The 12,877-nt window shown below is 53.7% G+C and carries 13 protein-coding genes; 5 read left to right on the top strand and 8 right to left on the bottom strand.

The features are described from left to right. Window positions 1-92: 92 nt before the first annotated feature. The 7 genes from gpmA to modE form a co-directional block, all read right to left on the bottom strand. On the bottom strand, window positions 93-845 hold the full coding sequence (gene gpmA / locus OGY04_RS11415; protein ID WP_003022999.1) for a 2,3-diphosphoglycerate-dependent phosphoglycerate mutase: 753 nt from the start codon (window positions 843-845) through the stop codon (window positions 93-95). A gap of 232 nt (window positions 846-1,077) precedes the next feature. Next, window positions 1,078-2,118, bottom strand: a complete 1,041-nt coding sequence (gene galM, locus OGY04_RS11410; RefSeq protein ID WP_286585312.1) for a galactose-1-epimerase — start codon at window positions 2,116-2,118, stop codon at window positions 1,078-1,080. Continuing rightward, window positions 2,112-3,260 carry a galactokinase gene (galK, locus tag OGY04_RS11405; RefSeq protein ID WP_032942744.1) on the bottom strand — a complete coding sequence of 383 codons (1,149 nt, stop codon included), beginning with the start codon at window positions 3,258-3,260 and terminating at the stop codon, window positions 2,112-2,114. The genes galM and galK overlap by 7 nt, the downstream gene beginning before the upstream one ends. Window positions 3,261-3,263: 3 nt before the next feature. Beyond that, the gene (gene galT, locus OGY04_RS11400; protein ID WP_286585311.1) at window positions 3,264-4,310 is read right to left on the bottom strand and encodes a galactose-1-phosphate uridylyltransferase; all 1,047 of its coding nucleotides are present in this window, start codon (window positions 4,308-4,310) and stop codon (window positions 3,264-3,266) included. Window positions 4,311-4,319: 9 nt separating this feature from the next. After that, window positions 4,320-5,336, bottom strand: a complete 1,017-nt coding sequence (gene galE, locus OGY04_RS11395) for a UDP-glucose 4-epimerase GalE (protein ID WP_003831462.1) — start codon at window positions 5,334-5,336, stop codon at window positions 4,320-4,322. A 217-nt stretch (window positions 5,337-5,553) separates the two neighbouring features. Beyond that, window positions 5,554-7,026, bottom strand: a complete 1,473-nt coding sequence (gene modF / locus OGY04_RS11390) for a molybdate ABC transporter ATP-binding protein ModF (RefSeq protein WP_286585310.1) — start codon at window positions 7,024-7,026, stop codon at window positions 5,554-5,556. 67 nt (window positions 7,027-7,093) lie between these two features. Beyond that, window positions 7,094-7,882, bottom strand: a complete 789-nt coding sequence (gene modE / locus OGY04_RS11385) for a molybdenum-dependent transcriptional regulator (RefSeq protein WP_003831465.1) — start codon at window positions 7,880-7,882, stop codon at window positions 7,094-7,096. A gap of 129 nt (window positions 7,883-8,011) precedes the next feature. On the opposite strand from modE, the gene OGY04_RS11380 reads away from it, so the two are divergent. The 4 genes from OGY04_RS11380 to modC all read left to right on the top strand — a co-directional run bounded on the left by OGY04_RS11380 (window position 8,012) and on the right by modC (window position 10,869). After that, the gene (locus OGY04_RS11380) at window positions 8,012-8,161 is read left to right on the top strand and encodes an AcrZ family multidrug efflux pump-associated protein (RefSeq protein WP_020996536.1); all 150 of its coding nucleotides are present in this window, start codon (window positions 8,012-8,014) and stop codon (window positions 8,159-8,161) included. A 184-nt stretch (window positions 8,162-8,345) separates the two neighbouring features. Next, on the top strand, window positions 8,346-9,119 hold the full coding sequence (gene modA, locus OGY04_RS11375; protein WP_003831470.1) for a molybdate ABC transporter substrate-binding protein: 774 nt from the start codon (window positions 8,346-8,348) through the stop codon (window positions 9,117-9,119). After that, window positions 9,119-9,808 carry a molybdate ABC transporter permease subunit gene (gene modB / locus OGY04_RS11370; protein ID WP_008784169.1) on the top strand — a complete coding sequence of 230 codons (690 nt, stop codon included), beginning with the start codon at window positions 9,119-9,121 and terminating at the stop codon, window positions 9,806-9,808. Before modA ends, modB begins: the two co-directional genes overlap by 1 nt. Before the next feature lie 2 nt (window positions 9,809-9,810). Next, a complete protein-coding gene (gene modC, locus OGY04_RS11365) occupies window positions 9,811-10,869 on the top strand; it encodes a molybdenum ABC transporter ATP-binding protein ModC (RefSeq protein WP_003831474.1) in 1,059 nt (352 codons plus the stop codon). On the opposite strand, the gene OGY04_RS11360 is transcribed toward modC, so the two are convergent. Beyond that, entirely contained in the window at window positions 10,870-11,688 is an 819-nt protein-coding gene (locus tag OGY04_RS11360) for a pyridoxal phosphatase (protein WP_003831476.1), read from the bottom strand. Between the two features lie 165 nt (window positions 11,689-11,853). Between OGY04_RS11360 and pgl the strand changes: the two genes are divergently transcribed. After that, the gene (gene pgl / locus OGY04_RS11355; protein WP_020996535.1) at window positions 11,854-12,849 is read left to right on the top strand and encodes a 6-phosphogluconolactonase; all 996 of its coding nucleotides are present in this window, start codon (window positions 11,854-11,856) and stop codon (window positions 12,847-12,849) included. Window positions 12,850-12,877: the final 28 nt, after the last annotated feature.

Raw genomic sequence — 12,877 nt, 5'->3', positions numbered from 1 at the left:
ACGCTCGGTAGGCCGGATAAGGCAACGCCGTCATCCGGCAATAAAAAAGCGTGGAGCATTCCACGCTTTTCTCGTTTGATCCGGGATGAAAATTACTTCGCTTTACCCTGGTTCGCAACGGCTGCCGCTTTTGCTGCGATCTCGTCAGCATTACCCAGATAGTAGTGTTTGATTGGTTTGAAGTTTTCGTCGAACTCATATACCAGCGGTACGCCGGTCGGGATGTTCAGTTCAAGGATCTCATCTTCGCCCATGTTATCCAGATATTTAACCAGCGCACGCAGAGAGTTACCGTGAGCGGCGATAATTACGCGCTCACCGCTTTTCATGCGCGGCAGAATGGTTTCGTTCCAGTAGGGGATAACGCGATCGATGGTCAGCGCCAGGCTTTCGGTAACCGGTAACTCTTTGTCGGTCAACTTCGCATAACGCGGATCGTGACCCGGATAACGCTCGTCATCTTTGGTCAGTTCCGGTGGCGTTACCGCAAAGCCGCGACGCCATTGCTTAACCTGCTCGTCACCGTATTTTTCAGCGGTTTCAGCTTTGTTCAGACCCTGCAGCGCGCCGTAATGACGTTCGTTCAGTTTCCAGGATTTTTCAACCGGCAGCCAGGCCTGATCCAGTTCGTCCAGTACGTTCCACAGGGTGTGGATGGCACGTTTCAGCACAGAAGTATAAGCAAAATCGAAGCTGTAGCCTTCTTCTTTCAGCAGTTTACCTGCCGCTTTTGCTTCGCCCACGCCTTTCTCTGACAGATCAACGTCATACCAACCGGTAAAACGGTTTTCGTTGTTCCACTGACTTTCACCGTGACGTACCAGAACCAGCTTAGTTACAGCCATACACTCACTCCTATAAATCATATTGAATGATAATAATTCTCATTATATTGCCGTAAAGCGTCAGCGGCAATGCTTACGCATAACCATAGCGAAAATAGCGCCACAGTGTAAGGTTCTTGTGAATTCAAGGTTGCGATTTTGTCTTTGAGCGGTGGGGATTTGAGCGGTTCTACTGTGATAAACAAATAACAGGCCCGCTACGTTACGTCATCGGGCCTGTGAGGGGAAAGGATCAGACTGGAAGAAACTGATATTCCGTCACGCTGGCATACTCTTCACCCGGGCGTAAGAAGCAGTCCGGCTGCTGCCACTCTGGATGGTTTGGGCTGTCCGGGAGAAACTCACTTTCCAGCGCCAGACCTTGCCAGTCTTTGTAGGCATCAGGCCCACGAGATGGCGTACCGCCGAGGAAGTTGCCGGAGTAAAACTGCAATGCCGGGGCGGAGGTGTATACCACCATCTGCAGTTTTTCATCCTGGGACCACAGTCGGGCGACCGGCGTACGCGCATTGCCCTGTGCCTGAAGCAGGAAGGCGTGATCGTAACCTTTCACCTTGCGCTGATCGTCATCGGCAAGAAATTCACTACTGATCATTTTAGGCGTGCGGAAATCGAAAGTGCTACCAGCGACGGATTTCAGCCCGTCATGCGGGATGCCCATTTCATCAACCGGCAAGTACTCGTCCGCCATAATTTGCAGCTTATGCTGGCGCACATCCGTTTTGTCACCGTCGAGGTTAAAATAAACGTGATTCGTCAGATTCACCGGACAGGGCTTATCGACCGTGGCGCGGTAGGTTATCGAAATACGATTATCGTCAGTCAGGCGATACTGCGCGGTGGCGCATAGATGGCCAGGGAAACCCTGGTCGCCATCGTCAGATGTTAAGGCGAACAGCACCTGACGGTCATTCTGATTGACTATCTGCCAGCGACGTTTGTCGAAACCGTCTGGCCCGCCGTGCAGCTGGTTGTCGCCTTGACTTGGTACCAACTCAACGGTTTCGCCGGCAAAGGTATAGCGGCTGTTGGCGATACGGTTAGCGTAGCGACCAATTGAAGCGCCCAGAAACGCAGCCTGCTCCGGGTATTGTTCCGGACTGGCGCACCCGAGCAATGCTTCACGCACGCTACCATCGCTAAGCGGAATACGCGCAGAGAGCAGCGTCGCGCCCCAGTCCATGAGCGTGACGACCATCCCTGCGTCATTGCGCAGGGTGAGCAGGCGAAACGGCTGACCGTCCGGAGCCTGCACAGGGATTTCGCTTAACATTGTCCTGCTCCTTGTGAAGGTTTGCAGACGTAGAATGTTTCTTTGATACCGGTTTTTGCTTCGTATTGTTCCGCGACGGCCTGCTGTACGGCAGGTACCAAATCTTGCGGGATCAGCGCCACGATGCAGCCGCCGAAGCCGCCGCCGGTCATACGGACACCGCCTTTATCGCCGATGGTCGCTTTGACAATCTCGACCAGCGTATCAATTTGCGGCACGGTAATTTCAAAGTCATCGCGCATTGAGGCGTGAGATTCCGCCATCAGTTGGCCCATGCGCAGCAGGTCGCCTTTTTCCAGCGCCTGTGCGGCTTCAACGGTACGCGCATTTTCCGTGATCACGTGGCGAACGCGTTTGGCGACAATCGGATCCAGTTCGTGGGCGACGGCGTTAAACGCTTCAAGGCTGACATCACGCAGCGCTGGCTGCTGGAAGAAACGCGCGCCGGTTTCACACTGTTCGCGACGGGTATTGTATTCGCTACCGACCAATGTGCGTTTAAAGTTACTGTTGATGATCACCACCGCTACGCCCTCAGGCATGGAAACGGCTTTGGTGCCCAGCGTTCGGCAGTCGATCAGTAGCGCATGATCTTTCTTACCAAGTGCCGAGATCAGTTGATCCATAATGCCGCAGTTACAGCCGACAAACTGGTTTTCAGCTTCCTGGCCATTCAGGGCAATCTGCGCGCCGTCGAGCGGCAGATGATAGAGCTGCTGGAATACCGTTCCCACAGCGACTTCCAGTGAGGCAGAAGAGCTTAAGCCCGCACCCTGCGGGACGTTACCGCTGATCACCAGATCCGCGCCGCCAAAGGCGTTATTGCGCTTTTGCAGATGTTTCACTACGCCACGCACGTAGTTTGACCACTGCTGGCTGTCATGAGCGATAATTGGCGCATCAAGCGAGAACTCATCAACCTGATTGTCGTAATCAGCGGCGATCACACGGACTTTTCGATCGTCGCGTGCCGCACAGCTGATAACGGTTTGATAGTCGATAGCGCAGGGCAGAACGAAGCCGTCGTTATAATCGGTATGTTCACCGATCAGGTTCACACGACCCGGTGCCTGAATAGTATGGGTGGCAGGGTAGCCAAATGTTTCAGCAAACAGAGATTGTGTTTTTTCTTTCAGACTCATTATTTAAACTCCGGATTCGCGAAAATGGATGTCGCTGACCGCACGCAGTCGTTCAGCCGCTTGTTCTGCCGTCAGGTCGCGCTGGGTTTCTGCCAGCATTTCATAACCGACCATAAATTTACGCACAGTCGCGGAACGCAGCAGCGGCGGGTAAAAGTGTGCGTGCAACTGCCAGTGTTGGTTTTCTTCACCGTTAAACGGTGCGCCGTGCCAGCCCATAGAATAGGGGAATGAGCACTGGAACAGGTTGTCATAACGACTGGTCAGTTTTTTCAACGCCAGCGCCAGGTCAGCACGCTGTTCGTCGGTCAAATCGGTAATTCGCAACACGTGCGCTTTCGGCAGCAGCAGCGTTTCGAACGGCCACGCGGCCCAGTAAGGGACAACTGCCAGCCAGTGCTCGGTTTCAACGACCGTACGGCTGCCGTCCGCCAGCTCACGCTGGACGTAATTAACGAGCATCGGCGCGCCTTGTTCGGCGAAGTACGCTTTCTGCAGGCGATCTTCACGTTCGGCTTCGTTAGGCAAAAAGCTGTTGGCCCAAATTTGTCCGTGTGGGTGCGGGTTTGAGCACCCCATCGCTGCGCCTTTATTCTCAAATACCTGCACCCAGGGATAGGTTTTGCCTAAGTCTTCAGTCTGTTCCTGCCACGTTTTCACAATTTCTGTTAGTGCAGGGACGCTGAGTTCCGGCAGCGTTTTGCTGTGATCGGGCGAGAAGCAAATTACACGGCTGGTACCGCGCGCGCTCTGGCATCGCATTAACGGATCGTGACTGTCCGGCGCGTCCGGGGTATCGGACATCAGCGCCGCAAAGTCATTGGTAAAGACATAGGTCCCGGTGTAATCCGGGTTTTTGTCGCCGGTAACGCGCGTATTGCCAGCGCACAGGAAGCAGTCCGGGTCATGTGCAGGCAGTACCTGCTTAGACGGAGTTTCCTGCGCCCCTTGCCACGGGCGTTTGGCGCGATGTGGTGATACGAGGATCCACTGCCCGGTGAGCGGGTTAAAACGGCGATGTGGATGATCGACAGGATTGAATTGCGTCATGATTGGTCCTTAATCCGAATATCCCTGCGGGTGGCGTGACTGCCAGTGCCAGGTATCTTGTGCCATTTCATCCAGTGTGCGGGTCACGCGCCAGTTGAGCTCTCGATCGGCTTTGCTGGCGTCAGCCCAGTAGGCCGGAAGATCGCCATCACGGCGCGGGGCGAAATGGTAATTCACCGGTTTACCGCAAGCTTTGCTGAAGGCGTTGACCACGTCCAGCACGCTGCTACCGATGCCTGCACCGAGGTTGTAAATATGTACGCCCTGTTTGCCCGCCAGTTTTTCCATGGCAGCAACATGGCCGTCGGCGAGATCCATCACGTGGATGTAGTCGCGTACGCCGGTGCCATCTTCAGTAGGGTAGTCATTGCCAAATATGGCAAGAGATTCGCGACGGCCAACGGCAACCTGCGCGATGTAAGGCATCAGGTTGTTTGGAATACCTTGCGGATCTTCCCCCATATCTCCCGATGGATGAGCGCCAACCGGGTTAAAGTAGCGCAGCAGGGCAATGCTCCAGTCGGGCTGTGCTTTTTGCAGATCGGTCAGGATCTGTTCCACCATCAGCTTGCTTTTGCCGTACGGACTTTGCGGCGTGCCGGTGGGGAAGCTTTCAACGTAAGGAATTTGCGGCTGATCGCCATAGACGGTCGCGGAGGAGCTGAAAATGAAGTTTTTCACGTTGGCAGCGCGCATTGCATTCACCAGACGCAGAGTGCCGTTGACGTTGTTGTCATAGTACTCCAGCGGCTTGGCAACGGATTCTCCAACGGCTTTTAAACCGGCAAAATGGATGACCGTATCAATGGCATGATCGTGCAGAATTTCGGTTATCAGCGCTTCGTTACGGATGTCTCCTTCCACGAAGGTCGGATGCTTGCCGCCTAAACGCTCAATGACGGGCAGAACGCTGCGCTTGCTGTTGCAGAGATTGTCCAGGATCACCACTTCGTGACCATTTTTCAGTAACTGCACGCAAGTGTGGCTTCCAATGTAACCGCTACCACCTGTAACCAATACTCTCATAATTCGCTCCGTTAAGCCTATGGTATGCAATAACCATAGCATAACAAAGATGCGAAAAGTGTGACACGGAATAAATTAGTGGAATCGTTTACACTCCGGTGTTTTCACTCGATGCTGCCAGTTACTTTATTATAAATCATTATGTTAGGTTGTTATTTCAGCACTTGTCTGAAAAAAAAGCAGAAAAAAGGGCGTGATAAACGCCCTGGCATGAAAATTAACGCAGAGAGGTTTGTCGATAGGCGTAGATATCACCCTCGGGTACAAACTCTAGCCGATGGGTAATGCAGGCCGGGGCATCTTCGGCGTGATGAGAGACAAACAAAAGCTGAGTTTCACCTTCACCGATCAGGACATCCACAAACCGACGGATCAGTTGACGGTTGAGCGGATCTAATCCTTGCAACGGTTCATCGAGGATCAGCAACGTAGGATGTTTCACCAGTGCACGAACAATCAATGCCAGCCGCTGCTGCCCCCAGGAAAGACTATGAAATGGCGCATCCGCGGTACGTTTATCGATGCCCAGAATATCCAGCCACTGTTGTACCAGCTTGTGCTGCCTGTCGGAGACGGCCTGATAAATGCCGATTGAATCGAAATAACCGGAGAGAATAACGTTGCGAACTGTCGTACTTACCCGGTAATCCAGATGCAGGCTGCTGCTGACATAGCCAATGTGTTTTTTGATATCCCAGATAGTTTCACCGCTGCCCCGGCGGCGGCCAAACAGGGTCAGGTCGTTGCTATATCCTTGGGGATGATCGCCGGTGATTAAACTGAGCAGGGTTGATTTCCCCGCACCGTTGGGGCCGATGATTTGCCAGTGTTCCCCCGGATTTACCCGCCAGCTCAGATGATGCAGGATAGGGCGATCGTTATACGAGACGGTGCCGTCGTTAAGCACAATGCGCGGCTCGTTATCTGACAACGTGTGGCGCACCGAAGGCTCATCCGGTTCGGGTAACTGGATGCCTTCCAGCCGTTCGCTATGGGCAAGCTGAGCGATTAATGCCTGTTGCAGAAGGTCGGGTTTTGCACCGGTTTCCGTCAGCGTGCAGTCGGCAAGTACGCCGGCAAACTGCACGAATTCGGGAATTTCATCAAAGCGATTAAGCACCAGTACCAACGTTAAACCGGCCTGGTGCAACTCAGCGAGCAACTCTGCTAACTGGCGACGGGACGCCACGTCCAGCCCGTCAAAGGGTTCATCAAGGATCAGCAAATCCGGTGTGGACATTAATGCCTGGCAGAGCAGAGTTTTGCGTGTTTCACCGGTGGAAAGGTATTTGAAACGCCTGTTGAGCAGGGCAGAAATGCCAAACTGCTGCGCCAGCGAAGCGCAGCGGGCGGGGTCGTGAACTTCGTCCTGAATGATTTCTGCGGTAGTGCGCCCGGTGTCGTCTTCACCGGGACTAAGAAGATCGGTGTTGTTTCGCTGCCACTCGTCGCTGACCAGCTTTTGGAGCTGCTCAAAGGAGAGTCGGGTAATACGTGTGAACTGGCTGCGGCGTTCGCCTTTCAGGAGCGGCAACTCGCCCGCCAGCGCGCGGGCCAGCGCAGATTTCCCGCTGCCGTTAGAGCCAACAAACGCCCAGCTATCGCCCGCGTTTAACGTCAACGCATCTAACTGGAGCGTTTTTGTGTCGCTAAGACGAAACGTGCCTTGCGAAATTTGCAACGATGACATTTTGTATCCCATTATTTGCAGCGATGAATAACAGGGATACGTGTTCTTCAGGCTGATGTCAATTAACTCAGCACAGTGTGGCGATAATCACCCTGTCCGCATTAAAATATGCTGTGACGTTAGCGCCTTCCGTTAATGTGTGGGTCTGCTCTATCGGCAAAGTCGCGCACAGCGTCTGGCCGTCTGGCAAGGTCATCAACACTTCACACTGCTCCGCTCCGCGTTCGATATGGCTAATCGTGCCCTGCAACTGGTTATCGGCGGCCTGAGCGATGGCGTCGTCCTGAGTGATTCCTACCCAAGGCGCTTTCAACAGAATCAGTACTTCTTTGCCTTCCTCAAGCCCGAGACGCTCGCCGCTTTGTGCAGTGATTGCCACTTTCAGGCGCGTTTCGCCATCCGCCAGTAGCACGTCGACATGCTGTTGAACCTGATCGTGGTCGCGGGCGGTAATGGTGCCAAACCACTGGTTACGGGCGCTGGTTTGCAGCGAAAAGCGAGAGATCGCCGCCAGCAGGCTATTGAGCGGCAGTGCGTCGTCATCGCTCAAAACATCGAAGGCTTTCTGTTGGATTTGCGCTAATAAATCATACAGCTGGATTAAGCGTTGGCCGTAGCGCGTTAATACCGCGCCGCCGCCGCCTTTGCCGCCAGTGGCGCGCTCAACCAGCGTTTGCTCGCTGAGCTGGTTCATTTCGTTAATCGCATCCCAGGCGCTTTTATAGCTGATACCTGCATCCTTCGCGCCCTGACTGATGGAGCCGGAAAGCGCAATGTGCTTAAGCAGAGAAATGCGACGGGGATCGGCAAACAGTTTTTGCTGAAGTTTCAGCGTAAGAAGGATTTCGGCCTGCATCACAAGCTCCTGGCAAAAGGGGTATTGTGACGGAAAACCGCGCGCGCGCAAAGCCAACCGCACAAAAGGGGAGTGTTTTTCTGTGTTATGTGGTTAGAATACAACTAAGGACTATATCTGGAGTTGACCATGTTAGAGTTATTGAAAAGTCTGGTATTCGCCGTAATTATGGTTCCTGTGGTGATGGCTGTCATCCTGGGGCTGATTTACGGACTGGGTGAAGTGTTCAACATCTTCTCCTCTATCGGTCAGAAAGACCAGTCCAGACAGAATCATTGATTCCCCAAACGCCCGCTCAGTCGGGCGTTTATATTTTTTGCCTGCCAACTCGTTTTCTCAAGATCTTGCTTTCCCTGCCGATATTTTCTTTGTGTAACCTCTAATTGGTATCAATAACCACTGGGAAAATCCTGGTTTACTCGTTATATTTGCGCCTACATAACGAAACGCAAAGGAGTTACAGATGGCACGTACATGGTTACGCTTGTTTGCAGGGGCAACACTTTCTCTTACCGTTGCCGGGCATGCGCTGGCGGATGAAGGAAAGATTACCGTTTTTGCAGCGGCTTCGCTGACCAACGCGATGCAGGACATTGCAACGCAATATAAAAAAGAGAAGAACGTTGATGTTGTCTCCTCTTTTGCTTCTTCTTCCACGCTGGCGCGTCAGATTGAAGCAGGCGCACCGGCCGATCTGTTTATTTCTGCCGATCAGAAATGGATGGACTACGCGGTAGACAAGAAGTCGATTGATACCGCATCGCGTGAAACGCTGTTGGGTAACAGTCTGGTGGTGGTTGCGCCGAAAGCCAGCGCGCAGAAAGACTTCACCATTGACAGCAAAACCAACTGGACCAGTCTGTTGAATGGTGGACGCCTGGCTGTTGGCGATCCAGAACATGTTCCGGCGGGCATTTATGCCAAAGAAGCGCTGCAAAAATTGGGTGCATGGGATACCCTGGCCCCGAAACTGGCTCCTGCTGAAGACGTGCGCGGTGCGCTGGCGCTGGTAGAGCGTAACGAAGCGCCGCTGGGGATCGTCTATGGTTCCGATGCTGTCGCCAGTAAGGGCGTAAAAGTTGTTGCGACTTTCCCGGAAGATTCGCACAAAAAAGTGGAATACCCTATCGCGATTGTTGATGGGCACAAAAACGCAACGGTTAGCGCGTTCTATGATTACCTGAAAGGACCGCAGGCTGCTGAAATCTTTAAACGTTATGGATTTACGACCAAGTAATGATACTGACCGATCCTGAATGGCAGGCCGTCATCCTGAGCCTGAAAGTTTCTTCCCTGGCTGTGTTGTTTAGTTTGCCGTTTGGGATCTTCTTTGCCTGGCTGCTTGTGCGATGCAAGTTCCCGGGCAAAGCGCTGCTCGACAGCGTTCTGCATTTGCCGCTGGTTCTGCCGCCGGTCGTGGTGGGCTATCTGCTGTTGGTCGCCATGGGGCGGCGCGGATTCATTGGCGAATGGTTGTACGACTGGTTTGGCATTACCTTTGCCTTTAGCTGGCGCGGTGCGGTACTGGCTGCGGCGGTGATGTCTTTTCCTCTGATGGTACGGGCAATTCGTCTGGCGCTGGAAGGTGTCGACGTCAAGCTGGAGCAGGCGGCCCGCACGCTGGGAGCCGGACGCTGGCGTGTATTCATGACCATTACGCTACCGCTGATGCTGCCCGGCATTATTGTCGGTACGGTGCTGGCGTTCGCGCGTTCCCTCGGGGAATTCGGCGCAACCATTACTTTTGTTTCCAACATTCCTGGTGAAACCCGCACCATTCCTTCGGCGATGTATACCCTGATCCAGACTCCCGGCGGCGAAAGCGCGGCGGCGAGGTTGTGTATCATTTCTATTGTTTTAGCGCTGATTTCGCTGCTGATTTCTGAATGGCTGGCGCGTATTAGCCGTGAGCGGACGGGGCGATAATTATGCTGGAACTCAATTTCTCCCAGACGCTGGGGACGCATTGCCTGACGCTCAACGAAACGCTGCCAGCCAGCGGCATCACCGCTATTTTTGGCGTTTCCGGCGCGGGCAAAACCTCACTGATTAACGCCATCAGCGGCCTGACGCAGCCGCAGTCCGGACGCATCGTGCTCAACGGTCGGGTCTTAAACGACGTCGAGAACGGTATCTGTTTAACGCCGGAAAAACGCCGGGTGGGCTATGTTTTCCAGGATGCGCGCCTGTTCCCGCACTATAAAGTGCGCGGCAACCTGCGTTACGGAATGGCGAAAAGCATGGCCGGACAATTTGATAAGCTGGTGGCGCTGTTGGGCATTGAACCGCTGCTTGACCGTCTGCCTGGCGGTCTTTCTGGCGGTGAAAAGCAGCGTGTTGCCATCGGTCGGGCGCTGCTGACCGCGCCTGAGTTATTGCTGCTTGATGAGCCGTTAGCCTCGCTGGATATACCGCGTAAACGCGAACTGCTGCCTTACCTGCAACGCCTTGCACGTGAAATTAATATTCCGATGCTGTACGTCAGCCACTCGCTTGATGAGATTTTGCACCTGGCGGATAAAGTGATGGTGCTGGAGAACGGGCAGGTCAAAGCGTTTGGTTCGCTGGAAGATGTCTGGGGCAGCAGCGTGATGCACCCCTGGCTGCCTAAGGAACAGCAAAGCAGTATTCTGAAAGTCAGCGTGCTGGAACATCATCCACACTATGCGATGACCGCGCTGGCGCTCGGCGATCAGCATCTGTGGGTCAATAAGCTGGAGCAACCGCTGCAAACCGCGCTGCGTATTCGTATTCAGGCCTCTGATGTTTCACTGGTGCTCCAACCCCCCCAGCAGACCAGTATTCGTAACGTTCTCCGGGCAAAAGTCGCGCAATGTTATGACGATAACGGTCAGGTGGAAGTTCAGCTTGAGGTGGGCGGTAAGACGCTGTGGGCAAGGATCAGCCCATGGGCCAGGGATGAACTGGGTATCAAACCTGGCCTGTGGCTGTACGCGCAAATTAAGAGCGTATCGATTACCGCCTGATTACAGCAGGTGGGAGTAGATAAATTTCGCGATGCTGTCTGTGGTGTTGTCGCCAATCACGATGTTGGCGCGGGCTTTGACCGCGTCATCCGCGTTGCCCATCGCCACGCCGGTACCTGCGGCTTCCAGCATGCTGATGTCGTTAAAGTTATCGCCAAAGGCAATCACGTTTTCCATTGACCCGCCCTGTGCTTCAATCCACTGGGTAAGGCGTCGTCCTTTGCTGTTGCCTTTACGGGCAATGTCGACCTGATCGTGCCAGGACCATTCACACTCCAGTCCCAGCTGTTGCTCAACGTACTGGCCAAACTGCTGCAGTTTCGGAATATCTTCGTCGGTCAGAGCAAATTTCCAGACGGCGTTGACGTCATGTGCGGCCTGCGCCAGCGAAGGAACCTGGGTGAAGGTCGGGCGCTGTTCCGGCGGCAGAGTTTGCGCCCAGTTAGCGGTACGCACCACATGCCCGGTTGGGCGCTCATACAGCATGGCCTCATCCACATACATCAGCCCGTGGATCTGATGTTCATCCAGCATTTCGATCAGCTGTAATGCCTGGTCTACCGGGAGGGGATCGGATTCCAGTACCTTTTTTGCCTGATAATCATACAAGTAGGTACCGTTACAGCAAATTGCAGGTGTATCCAGCGCCAGTGCCTGATAAAAAGGATGAATAGCAACGTGATGGCGACCTGTGACAATGATAAGTTGGTAGCCTGCTTCTCTGGCGCGCGAGAGCGCTTCGAGAGAGGATGGCAGCAAGGTTTTTTTCGGGGTCAACAGGGTACCGTCTAAATCCAGGGCAATCACGCGTGCGGTCATAGTTTTTTCCAGATTAAGGTTGAGAATTTTGTCTGCTGGAATGGTACACCGAGACGGGAGCCGGACAAAATTCTGAGCCTTAATTAAGCATTCACCGTTAAAAGCGTCTACCTTAGGCGTGTGTCAGGCAATTGCAGCCACCTGCCAAAAAGCAAAGGAGTATTCATGAAGCAAACCGTTTATACCGCCAGCCCTGAAAGTCAGCAAATCCACGTCTGGAGCCTGAATCACGATGGTTCTCTGACGCTGACGCAGGTGGTTGATGTACCGGGTCAGGTACAGCCGATGGTCGTCAGCCCGGATAAGCGTTACCTCTATGTTGGTGTGCGCCCGGAGTTTCGCGTGTTGGCTTATCGTATTGCGCCTGATGACGGAGCGCTGACCTTCGCGGCAGAGTCAGCGCTGCCGGGTAGCCCGACGCATATTTCTACCGATCATCAGGGACGTTTCGTGTTCGTTGGCTCTTATAACGCGGGTAGCGTGAGTGTCACGCGTCTGGAAGATGGCCTGCCGGTGGAACTGGTTGACGTGGTAGAAGGTCTGGATGGTTGCCACTCAGCCAACATCTCTCCGGATAACCGTACCCTTTGGGTTCCGGCGTTGAAACAGGATCGTATCTGCCTGTTTGACGTTAGCGATGATGGCCATCTGGTTGCGCAGGAACCGGCTGAAGTGACTACCGTTGAAGGCGCGGGCCCGCGTCATATGGCGTTCCATCCGAATAAGCAATATGCCTACTGCGTGAACGAGCTGAATAGCTCTGTTGATGTCTGGGAGCTGAAAGATCCGTACGGCAAGATTGAGTGTGTGCAGACGCTGGATATGATGCCTGCTGATTTCGCGGATACCCGTTGGGCAGCAGATATTCACATCACACCGGATGGTCGTCATCTGTATGCCTGTGATCGCACCGCCAGCCTGATTACGGTCTTTAGCGTCTCTGAAGATGGCAGCGTGTTGACCAAAGAAGGTTTCCAACCTACCGAAACTCAGCCACGCGGTTTTAATATCGATAACAGAGGTAAATACCTGATTGCAGCCGGGCAAAAATCGCACCATATCGCGGTATACGAGATTGCTGGCGAACAAGGACTGTTGACGGAGAAAGGTCGTTACGCGGTAGGACAAGGCCCGATGTGGGTGGTGGTTAACGCTTACTAAAACGCCAGGCGTTATAAACGATCCGCAA

It is taken from the genome of Citrobacter sp. Cpo091, assembly GCF_030332645.1.
GTDB lineage: Bacteria > Pseudomonadota > Gammaproteobacteria > Enterobacterales > Enterobacteriaceae > Citrobacter > Citrobacter portucalensis.
This window is presented reverse-complemented; position numbering and strand designations above follow the sequence as displayed.